The following is a 15,867-nucleotide window of genomic DNA, read 5'->3' as shown; positions in this document are numbered from 1 at the left end:
GGGTTCGTGTGTCGACCAGAACCTACACGATCGAGACGCCGCCGGCACCAAGGCGTTGTGTGCCATCCGGCATGACTCCGCCCTCAACCTGTGCTATGCGCCGCGCTTCACGTCCGGCACGATGTCTGAACATTGGCCGCAAACCGCTTATATCTGTGAAACCATGACCCTTTCATTCGACCTCACCGCTGAAGGCGCCCGTGACGCGTTGCGCGCCCGCGCCTCGTCGGCCGAAAAACCGTCGCTGATCGGCCTGACCCGGGCCGAGCTCGGCGAGGCGCTGGTCGCTTCGGGCATCGTGCCGGAACGCCAGGCAAAAATGCGCGCCCAGCAGCTCTGGCACTGGATGTATGTGCGCGGCGTTTCCGACTTCGCCGGCATGTTCAACATCTCCAAGGACCTGCGCGCCGAACTGGACAAGCATTTCACCGTGGCGCGGCCCGAAATCGTCGAGGAGCAGATTTCCGCCGACGGCACCCGCAAATGGCTGTTCCGCTTCCCGCCGCGCGGCGCCGGCCGGCCGGTCGAGATCGAGACCGTCTACATCCCCGAGGAAGGCCGTGGCACGCTTTGCATCTCCTCGCAGGTTGGGTGCACGCTGACCTGCTCGTTTTGCCACACCGGTACGCAGAAGCTTGTCCGCAACCTCACCGCCGAGGAAATCCTGGCGCAATTGCTCACCGCCCGCGACCGGCTCGGCGATTTTCCCGACCGCGATACGCCGGACGGCGCCATCGTGCCGGCCGAGGGCCGCAAAGTGTCCAACATCGTCATGATGGGTATGGGCGAGCCGCTCTACAATTTCGAGGCGGTCAAGAAGGCGCTGCTGATCGCTTCCGACGGCGACGGGCTTTCCTTGTCGAAAAGACGCATCACGCTGTCGACCTCCGGCGTCGTGCCCGAGATCTTCCGCACCGGCGAGGAGATCGGCGTCATGCTGGCGATCTCGCTGCACGCCACCAATGACGATCTGCGCGACCTCCTGGTGCCGATCAACAAGAAGTATCCGCTGAAGGAGCTGATCGCCGCCTGCCGCGCCTATCCCGGCCTGTCGAACGCCAGGCGCATCACCTTCGAATATGTGATGCTGAAGGACGTCAACGATTCCATCGAGGACGCCAAGGGCTTGATCAAGCTGCTCAAGGGCATTCCGGCCAAGATCAACCTGATCCCGTTCAATCCGTGGCCAGGCACCAATTACCAGTGCTCGGACTGGGAGACGATCGAGAAATTCGCCGACTACATCAACAATGCCGGCTATGCCTCGCCGATCCGCACGCCGCGCGGCCGCGACATCCTCGCCGCCTGCGGCCAGCTGAAGTCGGAATCGGAGCGTATGCGCAAGGTCGACCGGCTGGCGCTGGAAGCCATGATGATCGCGGGGCACGGCGAGGCGTGAACCGTCTCGTCGCCGGGCTCAAGCGTTTCGCCATCATAGCAGTCGGTTACGTCGCCGCCGTGCTGACCTCCATCCTGGTGCCAGTCCTGCTGATCACGCTTCTGGAAGGGATCGAATACGGCAACTGGTCCCTGGTTTTCACCTTCGACTGGCTGGGGTCCTTTCCGCTCGCCGTGTTGACCGTGGCCGTCTGCGCGCTGCTGGTCGTCGGCCCTGCCATCGTTCTCGCCGAATGGCGATCGCTTCAGGGATGGTTCTACTTCGCGGCCACGGGTGCGATCACGTCCATCGCCTTTGGTGTTTTGGTCCCGGGCTCGGCGGGAGGATTTGTTTTCAATCCTGGCTTCCTCGGTTTCCTGGCCACCGCCGGCACCGCTGCCGGTTGGGTCTACTGGCTTCTGGCTGGGCGTGGGTCCGGTCAGCTCAAGCAGCGAGATCCGTGATGGGCCGCCTGGTCACCTACATCGTGCGCCTTGCCGTCATCCTGTTCGGCTATGCCGTCGCCTCGCTGGCGGCGAGCGCTTTTCTCAACGTCCTGTTCCTGGCATCGCTCGGCTACACGCCGGAACAGGCGCATCCGGCGGCGACGGCTTCGCTGTATTTCTCGATTCCCTTCGTCGCCCTGTTCGTCGCCTATTTCGCTTTCATGCCGGCGGCGGTCGTCGTCCTGGTTGCCGAAATCCTCGGCCGGCGCGACTGGCTGTTCTATGCGCTGGCGGGCGCCGTTGTCGCGGCCGTGTTCCTCGGCATTGTCGACCACATCGGTGACACCACCTTCGCGGTGACCGGCACCAGCGCCATCATGGCGGTGATCGGCAGCGGCATGGTCGGCGGCATCTTCTACTGGCTCGCCGCCGGGCGCTGGGCGGGAAGCTGGTGGCAAATGGCCACGCGAAGCTTTCAGGCGCCTGATCTCGATCGGCGCTCTTGACCCCGACCGCTTGCTTTCGCATGACTAGGCGATGCCAAAAATGCCGCAGCAGGGCGCAAGGTCGCCACTCCCACCGCTTGTTACACCTCTTGCGGCACAGCGACTGAAGCCGGTCTTTGTCGACAGGTGGAGCGACAAGGCTCGCATCCGAACGCTCGTGCCGTCCGAGGTCACGCCTGAGATCACGGAATGGCTGACCGATCCGGCTGTCATGGAAGGGCTGAACGCGCCGCAGAAAGCCATGGGTCTCGACGCTTTCCGCGCCTATGCCGCGAGCTTCGACAATCTGAAGCGAAACCTGATGGCGATCCTGCGACGGCCCGATGACGTGCCGCTAGGCCTGGCCGTGATGGAGGTTGACCTGAGGCACCGCCTCGGCTCGCTCCATCTGATCATCGGCGATCCGGACAACCGCGGCCGCAACATGGCGTTCGAGGCGTCGATCGTGTTGCTCCGGCATTTCTTTCGCGAGCGCAAGCTGGAGAAGGTTACATTCCAGCCACTGGCGCGCAATCAAGCGGCCATCGCCGTCTGCGAACGATCCGGCTTGCGGCTCGAAGGCACGTTGCGGTCGCACCGCATCGATGGCCGCACCGGCAAACGCATCGACCAGATGCTCTATGCGCTGACGCTCGAAGAGTATGAAGAGCGTGCAAAGATGGCCGAGGCGGCCGGATTGATCCGCCCCTTCGCCGGACCCGGTCTTCCCGCCTAGCTTACCCTTAGAAGCGATACGCTATACCGAATTTCACTGTGTCGAGAGACGGCCGGAAACTCGCGCCGGCCGTACCGCCCGGCCCCGGCTCGATCTCGTCGAATATGTAGTGGAGATATTCCGCCTTCAGCGACCACTTGTCAGCCAGCGCATATTCGGTGCCAAGGCCGAACACGCCACCGAACTTCACGCCGGAGAAGTCCGAGGTCGACGCCGAGGAAAACGGAGGAAACGGAACGAAGACGTTTGAATAGGATGTCGCCTGAAAATGCCCAGCCGCCACGCCACCGGTCACATAAGCCAGCAAACCGTCCGTCACCGCATAGCCGGCGCGGCCGCGCGCGGTCGCAACCCAGTCGACGTCGTAGGTGTAGGTCTCGCCCTTGCCTAGAAGGTCAAGCTGGCCGAATTCCGTGTCGTGCATGCCGATGAAATCGAAATCACCGACTACGCCATAGACGAATTGTCCGCTTTGCCAGTCATGCCCGGCGTAGATGCCGCCGAGATAACCATCCTTGTGGTAGGTGTCGTGGAAGCTGGTCGCGTCGGCATTGAAGCGGACCGAAGAGCCGGCATAGCCGCCCTCGACACCGATATAAGACCCCGACCAGTTGTAAGCCGCGTCCTGCGCGCTGGCCTCGCAGACCAGCCCGATCAAGGCGACAGATGCCAAAAGTATGCTTTTCATTGATTTCCCCAAGTGCCCTAGCGGTTCTTAGGCGAGCGCAACGGAGCCTACAATTGCAACAATGCAACAGCGCCGGTAAATTCGCGGTAACGGGAAAGCCTATTTCGCGTGCGCCGTCAGGATCTTGAGCGCGAAGGCCGAAAACACGCCGGCGAAGAGATAATCGACCACCCGCGTGACCCGCGGGCTGGCTTTCATCGCCGCCGAGAACTTTTCCGCCGCCAGCACCATCGGCGCCGTCACCGGGATCGACAGCACGATGAACATGAGCCCAAGGAAAAACAGCTTTCCTGGCGCGTTCGGGTCGTGCGCGGAGACGAATTGCGGCAGGAAGGTCATGAAGAACAGGATGATCTTCGGATTGAGCAGGTTGACGCCGAGCCCCGCCGCCCAGCTGCGCAACAGCGAGATCCGCGGGCCCGTCTTCTTTTCCGGCGAGAAGGCCGAGCCCTTGGCGATCGCCTGCCAGGCCAGGAAGACGAGATAGCCGGCGCCGAAGATCTTCAGCACGAAGAAAGCCATCGGCGAGGCGACGATCAGCGCCGAGATGCCGACCACCACCAGCGTGGTGTGGACCAGCGTGCCACACAGCGCGCCGGCCATCGAGGCAAAGCCGGTGGCCCGCCCCTGGCTCAGCGTGCGCGAGACGAACAGCGTCATGTCGGGCCCAGGCGTGATCGCCAGGATCACGGTGGCGATGGCGAACTGGATCAGCGTGGTGGTGTCTGGAATGAAGGACATGGAAGGCTCCGGGAGAACCTGGGGCCTATACAAGACGCGTCGCGCCGGCGCCAGATGGCTAGTTAGTGCATCTCCGGCGGGCACGCTCGAGCGGCAAGGGCCTTTTCTTTTAGGTGGCCGGACGCTTCGGAGCTTCCTCACGTGCATCGATCAGGCTGACGATCCATTCCACATCGCGAAGAGTTTCAGAGACGCCAGCCGCCACGCGCTGGATCAGCAGTCTGGCGCCGCGCATGCTTGCTCGCTTTGCCGTTCCTGCTAAAAGGCGCTCCGACAATGCGTGACGCCCAAGTGTCCGCCATCGACGGAGCAGAAATGTCCAAGACCAAAGACGTCAAGAAGGTCGTGCTCGCCTATTCCGGCGGCCTCGACACATCCATCATCCTGAAATGGCTGCAGACCGAGCTCGGCGCGGAGGTCGTCACCTTCACCGCCGATCTCGGCCAGGGCGGCGAACTGGAGCCGGCGCGCAAGAAAGCCGAGATGATGGGCATCAAGGACATCCGCGTCGTCGACGTGCGCGAGGAATTCGTGTCCGACTTCGTCTTTCCGATGTTCCGCGCCAACACCGTCTATGAAGGCACCTACCTGCTCGGCACCTCGATCGCGCGTCCGCTGATCTCCAAGCATCTCGTCGAGATCGCCAGGGAGACCGGCGCCGATGCGATCGCGCATGGCGCCACCGGCAAGGGCAACGACCAGGTGCGCTTCGAGCTTTCGGCTTACGCGCTGAACCCCGACATCAAGGTCATCGCGCCGTGGCGCGACTGGTCGTTCAAGTCGCGCACCGACCTGATCAATTTCGCCGAGCAGCACCAGATCCCGGTGGCCAAGGACAAGAGGGGCGAGGCACCTTTCTCGGTCGACGCCAACCTCTTGCACTCCTCCTCCGAGGGCAAGGTGCTGGAGGACCCTTGGGTGGAGCCGCCGGAATTCGTCCACCAGCGCACCGTTTCGCCGATGGATGCGCCCGACAAGGTCACCGAGATCGAGATCGAGTTCCTGAAGGGCGATCCGATCGCGCTCAACGGCAAGAAGCTGTCGCCGGCAACCATGCTGGCGGCACTCAACGATCTCGGCCGCGACAACGGCATAGGCCGGCTCGACCTGGTCGAGAACCGCTTCGTCGGCATGAAATCGCGCGGCGTCTATGAGACGCCCGGCGGCACCATTCTCATCGCCGCGCACCGCGCCATCGAATCGATCACGCTCGACCGGGGTGCTGCCCACCTCAAGGACGAGTTCATGCCGCGCTACGCCGAACTCATCTACAACGGCTTCTGGTTCGCGCCCGAGCGCCTGATGCTGCAGGCGATGATCGACAAGAGCCAGGAAGACGTCGAAGGCACGGTGCGGCTGAAGCTCTACAAGGGCAACGTCATGGTCACCGGCCGCAAGTCCAGGAAGACGCTCTATTCCGACGCGCTGGTCACCTTCGAGGACGACCGCGGCGCCTATGACCAGAAGGACGCCGCCGGCTTCATCCGCCTCAATGCGCTGAGGCTGCGCACCCTGGCCGCCCGCAACCGCAAGGGATGATATCCGGACAACGGCCTGGCGCTTTGCCAACTACGCCTAAGAAACCCGACGGAGACGTCGGGTTTTTATTTGCTTCCTCTAATATAAACAAAATCAAGCCGCCTGGACTCGGTTCCTGTTTGACCTTTTGGCGGTATCATCTAAGTTCACTTGCGGGTTTAGGGGGTTTGACAGTGAAGAATAGTATTTCTCTTCTGCTTGGCTTGATCGTCGTCTTGACGGTGTGCCAGTCCTCACAGGCAGGCGCCAAGCGTGACCCGAAGGCGGAGATGAACGAATGCGTCGCCTCCGCTCGCACACGGGACCTTACGTTCAAGCATGACATGGCTTTGTTCATGGGCGTCTCGCAAGAGCGCATGCCCGCCCTGTTTTGCCAGCGCATTGCCGATGGGATACGCAGCGGCCGCATCAGCTATTCCGACATAAACAGGCTTCAGCTCGACCAGCCGACCGAAATCTGGATGGTCCTCAAGGGCAAAGCAAAGGCGGCTGCGCCCGCGCAAGCCCAGGCGCCGCGGTCACCCAACTTCCGTAACTGCAGCGGCATTGACGGCGCCTTCCAGGTTCCCGCTTCCCAGAAATGCCCTTCGAGCGGCTACGCGCAGAATTCCGGAGTCCCGACGGTCATCGAGGGCAAGCGAAGGACGGTTGCCCCGCCGCCGCAAAACCCTAGATTCCGTAACTGCAGCGGTATTGACGGCACCTTCCGGGTTCCCGCCTCCCAAAAATGCCCGTTGAGCGGCTACGCGCATTATTGAGTGTGATGTGCCTAGGCGCTCGGCCATTCCTGGAAACTGTTTCCTGCCGGCGGTGGCTATCCTGGCGAATTTGGCTGTTGCCAAAGCCGGCGACTATGATCCCGCCTCGCTCGACCTCGCCGCACTCCTCGAATGCCGGGCAGACGTGCCGAACTACAACAGCTTTGCCCTGTGGCTGGCCGGCGAGCGTAGGGCGGCGGATACGCTTGGCTGGAAAGAGGTTGCATCGGGCAATCCCTTCCTGCGGCAGTATCAACTGCCTGCTCCGGTCCATGTCTTCGGACGCGAGACGGTGACAATCGCCTTTACCGCAACCGGACCGATGGCCGTGCTTGACGGCATCGCCGCAGCGGATCTCGCCCGCCAGCTCAACGTCCCGGCGGCGTCTCGACCCCGGACCAATTCCTGGGCGAGAAGGTCGTGGCCGAAAGCACCGAGGACAGCGGCGGCGTGAGACTTGCCACGCGCATCACGCTCAACGTCTCGACCGTCGAGTCCCATCCCGGCAAGGCGCTGGCTGGCTGCTCCTACGCGCTCGACGTGAAGTAGCCCCCAGACGCTGAAGCCGTGTTTGCCGCTCCCATCAACAAAAAAGCCCGGCCATGGCCGGGCTTTTGCCGAATAGAGATTTCTATCAGTCGGCGTCGATCGCCGTGGCGATTTGGGCGATGGCCTGTTGATAGACGCTTGCGGAATTCCAGCCGGCAATCGCGCCCATATTCGCGTCCGCGCTCGCGCCGGCTCGCCAGCCGTGGCCTTTGAGGAAGTTGGCGGTGGAAGCGAGCGCCGTCGCCTTGTCGCGCAGATTCCCGCTGCCGACTGCATACTTCAGAACATTTCCGGGCAGGAACTGCGTGTGGCCGACCTCGCCATGCATGGCGCCGACCGACGAGGCGCTCAGCGCTCCGCGGTCGACCAGCTTCAGGGCCGCAATGGCATGCGGGTGAAAATAGTCCGGGCGGCGGCAATCGTAGGCCAGCGTCAAAATGGCGGAGACCGTGTTCTGGTTGCCCATGGAGGCACCGAACCCGGTTTCCATACCCCAGATGGCGAGCAACACGCCCGGCGACACGCCGTAGTTCCGCTCGATCTGGTTGAACAGCGCGGCGTTAGACTTCTTCAGCGCACGGCCCTTGGAAATGATCGCGGCCCCGCCACGGCGCTTCATGAAGGCTTCCACCGAGCCGCTGAAAGCCTTGTGGATTGCACGGTCGGCGGAGATCGTCCTTGTTGCGTAGGTCGCGCCGGCCAGGGCGGCCAGACCCTTCGAGCCGACACCTTCGGCCTTGGCGTCCGCGGCAAAATCCTGTTTCCAGGCCTCGAAGCCGGCACCGGTCTTGCCGCAGCTGGATGCTGCCTGCGCGCCCGTTGCCAGCGCAAGTACCGCCACTACGGTGGCCGCTAAAATCCTACCCTTGGCAAGAAATGCCATGTTGTTCTCCTGGTTGCCTGATTCACGTCCCGCGCGAATTTGCCAGCGAAACATGCTCTTGTCACTGTCCCAGACGCGCCCTTTGTCGCTGTCTCGGACGTGCTCTTGTCACCGTCTCTACTGCAATGCTGGCGAATGCCGTGGAATTTGCCTACGATCAAGTGATTATTGTGGCGGGCGCGGCCGAAACCCCGCCGATCCTTCCACCATGTTGCTGAATGGTGTCACGGTCGGGAACGACGCCTGATGATCGGCGTTTGAACGACGTCCTTCCCCTGATCCGACGATTGAGACCGACATGAAACTTTTCGACTGCCCGCATTGCGGCCATCGTCTCTACTTCGAGAACGCCCGGTGCCTAAATTGCGGGAGTCTCGTGCTCTATGATCCCGCCCATGCCCAATTTGCCTTGTCGGGCGCCGACGGCGCCTTCCAGTGCACCAACGCCGACGAGTGCGCCTGCAACTGGATGACCGAACCCGGACAGGCTTTTTGCCGTGCCTGCGTGCTGAACCAGCTGATCCCCGATCTCTCGGTCGACGGCAATCGCCGCCGCTGGATCCGGGTCGAGGCGGCCAAGAAGCGCGCCATCTATTCGCTGCTCGCCTTCGGCCTGCCGGTCGCGCCCAAGCAGGCCCCCACCGACGAGATAGGCCTCGCCTTCGACTTCCTCGCCGATCCGATCGGCGGCGGCCCCGGCGGCGAACGGATCCTTACCGGCCACGACAATGGCCTGATCACGCTCAATGTCGCGGAGGCCGATTCCGCCGAGCGCGAGAAGCGCCGCGTCGAGATGGGTGAGAATTATCGCACGCTACTCGGCCATTTCCGCCATGAGCTCGGCCATTATTACTGGGACCGCCTGATCCGCGACGATCCGCAAAGGCTGGACGCCTTCCGCGCTTTGTTCGGCGATGAACGCGCCGATTACGAACAGGCGCTGAAGACCTACTATGCCAACGGCGCGCCTCCCGACTGGCAGCAGAACCACATCTCGGCCTATGCCACCTCGCATCCGTGGGAGGACTGGGCCGAAACCTGGGCCCACCATCTGCACATCACCGACACCCTGGAGATGGTCCATGCGCTGAACTTCCCGCTCGGCCGGCTCGAGACAGTGGAAGCCAACGATCTGCCGCGAGGCGACACCGGCGGCGAACTGCAGGCAGCACCTTCGGAACCCGCAAACACGCCCGAGCCCTTCGACAAGATCCTTGCCCGCTGGCTGGTGCTGTCGGAAGCCTCCAACTCGATCAACCGCTGCATGGGCCTGCCTGACCTCTACCCCTTCGTCATTTCGGACGTCACGGCGCGGAAACTCACCTTCGTTCACGACCTTCTGACCGGTTTGCCGAAAGAACCGGGAACAAATCGTGAGTTGATGCAGGCGTTTTAGCCGGAACGCATGCGCCGCTGCGCCGTTTTCACCGCCGAGGGACCATGAAAACGGAGAGAAATCATGAAATCCGTATTGTTTCCCGCGGTCGCCGGGATGCTGACCGTGATGTCGGGTTCAGCACTTGCCGATACCGCCGTCTCGGCGGTCACCGATCTCAACGTTCGCGCCGGCCCCGGGCCGCAATATCCGGTCATCGGCGTGCTCGCCGCCGGCCAGTCGGCAACGCTCAATGGCTGCATCGAAAACAGCAAATGGTGCACCATCGCCGAAGCCGGCGGCCAGGGCTGGGTCTATTCCGACTATGTGACAGCCGATTTCGGCGGCAGCCGGGTGGTGCTGACGCAGCGCCCGCACGGTTCCAGCGTCGCCGTCGTCTCGCCGCCGGAAGACATCGGCGACTACTCGACCGATTATACCGGAGCGATCGTCGCCGGCGAGCCGGTCGATGCCATCCCGCGGCCACCGGCCGAAGTCAGGACCTATGTCAGTACACACCGTCTCGACCCCGTCTATCTGGATGGCGAGGTAGTGACCGGGGCAACCTTGCCCGACACCGTCGAACTGCGCGAAATCCCGGACTATAACTACCGCTATGTCTATGTGAACGGCCAGCCGACGCTGGTCGATCCGCAGACGCGACGCATCATGTACGTGGTGCGCTGAGGCCAGCCGGCCGTCGCCGAAGCGGCTGGCAGTGATATCCGGATACCTACCCACCCAGGCACGCCCGCCTGGGTGCCGCCGGTTTTGACTGTGAATTATTTTCCACTATGGGTTGACGCATCAAAGATGTGAACTATAGTTCACGGGTGATCGAGGTTCGCCAAACCGCCGACTTTCGTGACTGGCTCGCCGGCATGAGGGACAAGCGGGCCGTCGAGAAGATCGCGATACGCGTCGCCCGCATCCAGTCCGGCCTCATGGGAGACGTGAAGTACTTCGATGGCATCGGCGAACTTCGACTGGATGTTGGGCCGGGATACCGGCTCTATTTCGTCAGACGGGGCAACGAAGTCATCATCCTGCTTTGCGGCGGCGACAAGTCCAGCCAAGGTCGCGACATAAAAATGGCCATCCAGATGGCCAAGGAGTTATGATCATGGCAATCGAAACCGTTCCCTTTGATCCCGCCGAGCATCTTGGCAGCGCCGAAGGTCAGGCCGAACTGCTGGCCGACGCCTTTGCGTCCGGCAACCCCAGCTATATAGCGAACGCGCTCGGCATCGTTGCCCGCGCGCGCGGCATGACTGCCGTTGCAAAGGAAGCAGGCGTCACTCGTGAAGCTCTCTACAAAGCACTGAGGCCCGACGGTGACCCGCGCCTTTCGACGCTGCTGGGGGTCACGAAGGCGCTCGGGGTGAAGATCACAGCCGAGCCGGCAAGCTGACCCACTTCGCAGGGCGGTCGTCCGGCAGATGGCTCGCGCACGCCTTGCCAACTCGCCCTTGTCTTGACTCTTCGGCCGATTTCCTGTCTACACCCCTCGAATTCCGCGACGAGTATCCCTCCGAGCAAGCCGACCAGGACGCCGAAGCCTCTTTGAGGCCAAGTGCTGTAAACAGATCCTGGAGGCCAACATCCGGCAGCGCTGAGCGCCCCCGGGTGCTTTTTGGTTTTGGGCTTTGCTTTTGCTTGGACAGTTGGCGCGAACGCATTACCTCTCGGATCGAACCCGAACCGAGATTGAAGGACGATCGATGTTTGAATCGCTACAGGAGCGCACAAGAGGCGTGGAGGGCCATCGGCCCGACAGGGATTACTATGAATCCAAGGCGCTCTCGCGCGGCGAGTTGACCAATGTTTGAGTCCCTACAGGAGCGTCTTGGCTCCATCCTGAACGGCCTGACCGGCCGCGGCGCGCTGTCGGAGGCTGATGTCTCGGCAGCACTTCGCGAGGTGCGCCGTGCGCTGCTCGAGGCCGACGTGGCGCTCGAAGTGGTGCGCACCTTCACCGACAAGGTGCGCGAGAAGGCCGTCGGCGCCGCCGTGCTGAAGTCGATCAAGCCTGGCCAGATGGTCGTCAAGATCGTCCATGACGAGCTGGTCGACATGCTGGGCGCCGAAGGCGTCGCCATCGACCTCAATGCGCCGGCGCCCGTCGTCGTCATGATGGTCGGCCTGCAGGGCTCCGGCAAGACGACCACTTCGGCCAAGATCGCCAAGCGGCTGACCGAGCGCCAGAACAAGAAAGTCCTGATGGCCTCGCTCGACACGCGGCGGCCCGCGGCGCAGGAGCAGCTGCGCCAGCTCGGCGAGCAGGTCAAGGTGGCGACGCTGCCGGTCATTGCCGGCCAGAACCCCGTCGACATCGCCAAGCGCGCCGTCCAGGCGGCCAAGCTCGGCGGCCATGACGTCGTCATCCTCGACACCGCCGGCCGCACCCATATAGACGAGCCGTTGATGGTCGAGATGGCCGACATCAAGAAGGTGTCGAGCCCGCACGAGATCCTGCTGGTGGCGGATTCGCTGACCGGCCAGGACGCCGTCAACCTGGCGAAAAGCTTCGACGAACGCGTCGGCATCACCGGCCTTGTGCTGACCCGCATGGACGGCGACGGCCGCGGCGGCGCCGCACTTTCGATGCGCGCCGTCACTGGCAAGCCGATCAAGCTGATCGGTACCGGCGAAAAGATGGACGGGCTGGAGGAATTCCACCCCAAGCGCATCGCCGACCGCATCCTCGGCATGGGCGACATCGTCAGCCTGGTCGAGAAGGCCGCCGAGAACATCGACGCCGAGCAGGCGGCAGCGATGGCCAAGAAGATGCAGTCGGGCAAGTTCGACCTGAACGACCTCGCCCAGCAGCTTCAGCAGATGTCGAAGATGGGTGGCATGGGCGGCATCATGGGCATGATGCCGGGCATGGGCAAGATGAAGGACCAGATGGCCGCCGCCGGCCTCGACGACAAGATGTTCGGCCGCCAGCTCGCCATCATCTCCTCGATGACCAAGGCCGAGCGCGCCAATCCCGATATGCTCAAGCACTCGCGCAAGAAGCGCATTGCCGCCGGCTCCGGCACCGACGCGGCCGAGATCAACAAGCTCCTGAAGATGCATCGCGGCATGGCCGACATGATGAAGGCGATGGGCGGCAAGGGCAAAGGCGGCGGCCTGATGCGCGGCATGATGGGTGGCCTTGCTTCCAAGATGGGCCTTGGCGGCATGATGCCCGGCGGCCCCGGGGGGATGATGGGCGGCATGCCCGACCTTTCCAAGATGGACCCCAAGCAGCTTGAAGCCTTGCAGAAGCAGGCGCAGGCCGCGGGCCTTGGCGGCATGAAGGGCCTTCCCGGCGGTCTTCCTGGCGGTAGTGGCCTGCCCGGCCTGCCCGGCGGCATGAAACTTCCGGGGCTTCCGGGCCTCGGCGGCGGCGGGCTGCCCGGCCTCGGCAAGAAGAAGTGAGGGCGCTATGAACGAAGAAAAAGACATGGCCGACGCACGCACCATCCTGGCCGGCTACCGCGCCTCGATCGACAACATCGATGCCGCCCTGATCCACATGCTGGCCGAGCGCTTCCGCTGCACCAAGGCGGTCGGCGTGCTGAAGGCCGAGCATGGCTTGCCGCCGGCCGATCCGGCGCGCGAGCAGCAGCAGATCGCCCGCCTTCGCCAGCTGGCGCATGACGCACATCTCGACCCCGATTTCGCGGAGAAATTCCTCAACTTCGTCGTCCGCGAAGTGATCCGACACCACGAACAGATCGCCGCTTCGAGCAGCGGCGGGACAAAAAATCCGCTGCCAACGGCGTGACGAAAACCGGCTGAGAAATCTCAGTTGAAATCCAATCAAACGAAATCAGAGCTTTTAGGAGAAAAGAAATGGCACTGAAGATCAGACTGGCCCGTGCGGGCTCGAAGAAGCGTCCTTACTACCACGTCGTCGTTGCCGACGCCCGTTCGCCACGCGACGGCCGGTTCATCGAGTCGCTCGGCTCGTGGAACCCGCTGCTGCCCAAGGACGGCGAGCGCGTCAAGGTCGACGCCGACCGCGTCAAGCATTGGCTGTCGCATGGCGCCCAGCCGACCGACCGCGTGCTGCGCTTCCTCGACGAGGCCGGCCTCGCCAAGCGCGATGCCCGCTCCAACCCGAAGAAGGCCGAGCCGGGCAAGAAGGCGCAGGAGCGCGCCGCCCTGCTGAAGAAGGCGCAGGAAGACGCCGCTGCCGCCGTCGCGGCCGCTGCCGCCGCTCCGGCCGAAGCGGAAGCCGCCACCGCCGAGTAAAATATTGCTTCATCGCATCAACGAAACGGCGGGCCTGTGCCCGCCGTTTTGCTATCATCCGGCAATGCCACGGTGGCATTCAATGCATGTCGCCCAAAAGTGATCTCGGTTTTGGGGGACGACATGCATAAAACAAAGACCTGAAGCGCGGCGCATGAATCCGCCTCGACGCGACACGCTTTAGGCTGATGGAGCGGATGGGCGAACGGGCAATCACGGAAGACATCCTGTCCGCTGGCGTTGCCGGAAAGCTGTTGCGCTGCACCGGCGCCACGACGGGCGTTGTCGTCTTGAGCGGATCCAGCGGCCGTGTCGACGTCGCTCGCGCCAGACTGTTCGCCAGGGAGGGCGCGTCCGCGCTCGCGCTTCAGTGGTTTGGCGGCGAAGGCCAGGTTCCCGGCATCTGCGAGGTCCCTCTCGAGACGTTTTTCGCCGCAACCGACCATCTCGCCGGACTGGGATGCCGGCGCATCGTCTTTGTCGGCACGTCCAAGGGTGCCGAAGCATCCCTGCTCACGGCGGCCCATGATTCGCGCATCGATGCCGTGGTGGCAATCAGCCCGACATCGGTGGTTTGGGGAAATATCGGGCCGGGCCGCGATGGCATCGCCTGGCCTGAACGATCGTCGTGGACCCTGGAAGGGCTTCCATTGCCGTTCGTTCCAACCGACCCGAGCTGGAACGCAAGCCATGTCGACGGCCTGGTGTCCTACCGAGGCCTCTTCGAGCATTGCCTGACAAATTTCTGGGAGGAAGCGGCCCGGGCCGCCATTCCCGTCGAGGCCATCCCGGCCGAGATCGTGCTGGTCGCGGGCGGCGACGATGCGCTGTGGCCATCCCTGGATTTCGCCGAAGCGATCGTTCAGCGCCGAAAGGATGCCGGAAAGGCCACACGCCTGGTTTCAGCGCCCGACGCTGGCCACCGCATTCTCTTGCCCGGAGAAACCACCTCACGGTCGATATCGCACGCGCATGGCGGCAACGATCGCGCCGATGCGGATCTCGGCCGGGAAGCCTGGGGATACATCCGAAAACTGCTCTGACTCTTTGTTCTGACGCAATTCCCAAGGGAAAGCGCTATGCGCTTTTCCCGGAAAAACCGTTTCACACTTGTCCTGGAATTGCTCCGATTATCCAATCACATGCAAACGGCGGGCCCGTGCCCGCCGTTTTGATCTCAGCCCTGAGGCGATCAATAGCCGCTCGGGCAGCGGTCGACATAGACCCGACCATAGCGGTCACGGTATCGGCACTGGCCGCTTTCGCTGGCATGGCCGATCAGTGCGCCGGCCACGGCACCGACCGCGCCCCCGACAACCGCGCCCTGCACCGGATCGCCCGCAACCGCGGCACCGACCGCGGCACCGCCAAGGCCACCCACGGCAGCGCCTTTTTCCGTCTGCGAACATGCGCCGAGCGCCGTCGCCAACACCAGAATGGTCAAGATTTTCGTCATCTTTCGTTCCTCTCACACGCGGATCGCCGTCTCGCCGCCTGGTCCTTAACTCTCAGACGGCTAATTTGATCCCGAGGAGAACAAAGATCGCGACGCCCTGCTCGAACAAGCGGTAGGGTGCCGTGCCGGTCATGCCTCGGTTTCGCGCTTCAGATGGCGAGGCCGACCTCGAAATCCCTGCCGATCAGCGAAATTGGCTATTGGCGAAGGCAGAAGCGACATCCGGGATGCTGTCTCTCCAGCTTCACATCGCGACTATCGGCATTCACCGCTCGCGGCTATGGATGCATCCGGTGAGGAACAAATGACCGGCGAAACCGATCTGAAGACATTGCTGGCATCGATGACGCCGGAATTGCTGGATGGCATCTATGTCTTCGCCACGCTGACGCGAGGAATTCCCCAGCCGGAAGGCCTCGAACCGCTCATGATATTCCGCGAGCGCGAGGGCACGACGCTGATCGTGACCGAGGCGGCGGCCCATGCCGCCGGGCTGGCCGCCTCGTTCCGCTGCCGGATGATCACGCTGAACATCCACTCGTCACTTGAAGCAGTCGGCTTCCTCGCCGCCATCACCACGCGGCTGGC

21 protein-coding genes are annotated in these 15,867 nt (G+C 63.1%); 16 read left to right on the top strand and 5 right to left on the bottom strand.

Annotated elements, in window-relative coordinates; genetic code table 11:
• Window positions 1–163: 163 nt before the first annotated feature.
• From rlmN to X743_RS142965, 4 genes are read left to right on the top strand one after another with little or no spacing between them, the layout of a single operon-like run.
• Window positions 164–1,399, top strand: coding sequence for a 23S rRNA (adenine(2503)-C(2))-methyltransferase RlmN (rlmN, locus tag X743_RS142950; protein WP_031258492.1), 1,236 nt, complete (start codon window positions 164–166; stop codon window positions 1,397–1,399).
• Window positions 1,396–1,842, top strand: coding sequence for a hypothetical protein (locus X743_RS142955; RefSeq protein WP_023768399.1), 447 nt, complete (start codon window positions 1,396–1,398; stop codon window positions 1,840–1,842). The genes rlmN and X743_RS142955 overlap by 4 nt, the downstream gene beginning before the upstream one ends.
• Window positions 1,842–2,330, top strand: a complete 489-nt coding sequence (locus X743_RS142960) for a hypothetical protein (RefSeq protein WP_023768398.1) — start codon at window positions 1,842–1,844, stop codon at window positions 2,328–2,330. Before X743_RS142955 ends, X743_RS142960 begins: the two co-directional genes overlap by 1 nt.
• Window positions 2,331–2,370: 40 nt before the next feature.
• Window positions 2,371–3,045 carry a GNAT family protein gene (locus tag X743_RS142965; protein WP_023768397.1) on the top strand — a complete coding sequence of 225 codons (675 nt, stop codon included), beginning with the start codon at window positions 2,371–2,373 and terminating at the stop codon, window positions 3,043–3,045.
• 7 nt (window positions 3,046–3,052) lie between these two features.
• Here X743_RS142965 and X743_RS1000000170015 read toward each other — a convergent pair whose 3' ends face one another.
• From X743_RS1000000170015 to X743_RS1000000174040, 3 genes are all read right to left on the bottom strand, one after another.
• On the bottom strand, window positions 3,053–3,733 hold the full coding sequence (locus X743_RS1000000170015; protein WP_023768396.1) for an outer membrane protein: 681 nt from the start codon (window positions 3,731–3,733) through the stop codon (window positions 3,053–3,055).
• Between the two features lie 99 nt (window positions 3,734–3,832).
• On the bottom strand, window positions 3,833–4,474 hold the full coding sequence (locus X743_RS142970) for a LysE family translocator (RefSeq protein ID WP_023768395.1): 642 nt from the start codon (window positions 4,472–4,474) through the stop codon (window positions 3,833–3,835).
• A gap of 109 nt (window positions 4,475–4,583) precedes the next feature.
• Window positions 4,584–4,709 carry a hypothetical protein gene (locus tag X743_RS1000000174040; RefSeq protein ID WP_023768394.1) on the bottom strand — a complete coding sequence of 42 codons (126 nt, stop codon included), beginning with the start codon at window positions 4,707–4,709 and terminating at the stop codon, window positions 4,584–4,586.
• A gap of 80 nt (window positions 4,710–4,789) precedes the next feature.
• Between X743_RS1000000174040 and X743_RS142975 the strand changes: the two genes are divergently transcribed.
• The 3 genes from X743_RS142975 (at window position 4,790) to X743_RS01000000169405 (ending at window position 7,225) form a co-directional block, all read left to right on the top strand.
• Window positions 4,790–6,013 (top strand): argininosuccinate synthase, encoded by a 1,224-nt coding sequence (locus X743_RS142975; protein WP_023768393.1) that lies wholly within the window; start codon window positions 4,790–4,792, stop codon window positions 6,011–6,013.
• Window positions 6,014–6,282: 269 nt separating this feature from the next.
• Window positions 6,283–6,771, top strand: coding sequence for a hypothetical protein (locus tag X743_RS142980; RefSeq protein ID WP_224690095.1), 489 nt, complete (start codon window positions 6,283–6,285; stop codon window positions 6,769–6,771).
• Window positions 6,772–6,841: 70 nt separating this feature from the next.
• Complete coding sequence (locus X743_RS01000000169405; RefSeq protein WP_224690096.1) at window positions 6,842–7,225, top strand: hypothetical protein; 384 nt, start codon at window positions 6,842–6,844, stop codon at window positions 7,223–7,225.
• Window positions 7,226–7,405: 180 nt separating this feature from the next.
• Here X743_RS01000000169405 and X743_RS142985 read toward each other — a convergent pair whose 3' ends face one another.
• The gene (locus X743_RS142985) at window positions 7,406–8,203 is read right to left on the bottom strand and encodes a lytic transglycosylase domain-containing protein (protein ID WP_031258489.1); all 798 of its coding nucleotides are present in this window, start codon (window positions 8,201–8,203) and stop codon (window positions 7,406–7,408) included.
• Between the two features lie 298 nt (window positions 8,204–8,501).
• On the opposite strand from X743_RS142985, the gene X743_RS142990 reads away from it, so the two are divergent.
• The 8 genes from X743_RS142990 (at window position 8,502) to X743_RS143025 (ending at window position 14,866) form a co-directional block, all read left to right on the top strand.
• Window positions 8,502–9,599, top strand: coding sequence for a putative zinc-binding metallopeptidase (locus X743_RS142990; protein WP_031258487.1), 1,098 nt, complete (start codon window positions 8,502–8,504; stop codon window positions 9,597–9,599).
• A 63-nt stretch (window positions 9,600–9,662) separates the two neighbouring features.
• A complete protein-coding gene (locus X743_RS142995; RefSeq protein WP_023768387.1) occupies window positions 9,663–10,265 on the top strand; it encodes a DUF1236 domain-containing protein in 603 nt (200 codons plus the stop codon).
• Between the two features lie 146 nt (window positions 10,266–10,411).
• On the top strand, window positions 10,412–10,699 hold the full coding sequence (locus X743_RS143000) for a type II toxin-antitoxin system RelE/ParE family toxin (protein ID WP_023768386.1): 288 nt from the start codon (window positions 10,412–10,414) through the stop codon (window positions 10,697–10,699).
• Window positions 10,700–10,701: 2 nt separating this feature from the next.
• A complete protein-coding gene (locus X743_RS143005) occupies window positions 10,702–10,989 on the top strand; it encodes an addiction module antidote protein (RefSeq protein WP_023778933.1) in 288 nt (95 codons plus the stop codon).
• Between the two features lie 410 nt (window positions 10,990–11,399).
• Entirely contained in the window at window positions 11,400–13,004 is a 1,605-nt protein-coding gene (ffh, locus tag X743_RS143010) for a signal recognition particle protein (protein ID WP_023768384.1), read from the top strand.
• Window positions 13,005–13,011: 7 nt separating this feature from the next.
• The gene (locus X743_RS143015; protein WP_023768383.1) at window positions 13,012–13,353 is read left to right on the top strand and encodes a chorismate mutase; all 342 of its coding nucleotides are present in this window, start codon (window positions 13,012–13,014) and stop codon (window positions 13,351–13,353) included.
• A 68-nt stretch (window positions 13,354–13,421) separates the two neighbouring features.
• Window positions 13,422–13,823, top strand: a complete 402-nt coding sequence (gene rpsP, locus X743_RS143020) for a 30S ribosomal protein S16 (protein WP_010912392.1) — start codon at window positions 13,422–13,424, stop codon at window positions 13,821–13,823.
• 197 nt (window positions 13,824–14,020) lie between these two features.
• The gene (locus tag X743_RS143025) at window positions 14,021–14,866 is read left to right on the top strand and encodes an acyl-CoA thioester hydrolase/BAAT C-terminal domain-containing protein (RefSeq protein WP_051508622.1); all 846 of its coding nucleotides are present in this window, start codon (window positions 14,021–14,023) and stop codon (window positions 14,864–14,866) included.
• A gap of 149 nt (window positions 14,867–15,015) precedes the next feature.
• Here X743_RS143025 and X743_RS143030 read toward each other — a convergent pair whose 3' ends face one another.
• Entirely contained in the window at window positions 15,016–15,279 is a 264-nt protein-coding gene (locus X743_RS143030) for a YMGG-like glycine zipper-containing protein (RefSeq protein WP_023768381.1), read from the bottom strand.
• A gap of 304 nt (window positions 15,280–15,583) precedes the next feature.
• On the opposite strand from X743_RS143030, the gene X743_RS143035 reads away from it, so the two are divergent.
• The coding region (locus X743_RS143035) for an ACT domain-containing protein (protein WP_031258483.1) at window positions 15,584–15,867 on the top strand (284 nt) is incomplete at its 3' end.

Origin of the sequence: Mesorhizobium sp. LNHC232B00 (genome assembly GCF_000502435.1) — a bacterium.
Classification (GTDB): Bacteria; Pseudomonadota; Alphaproteobacteria; order Rhizobiales; family Rhizobiaceae; genus Mesorhizobium; species Mesorhizobium opportunistum.
This window is presented reverse-complemented; position numbering and strand designations above follow the sequence as displayed.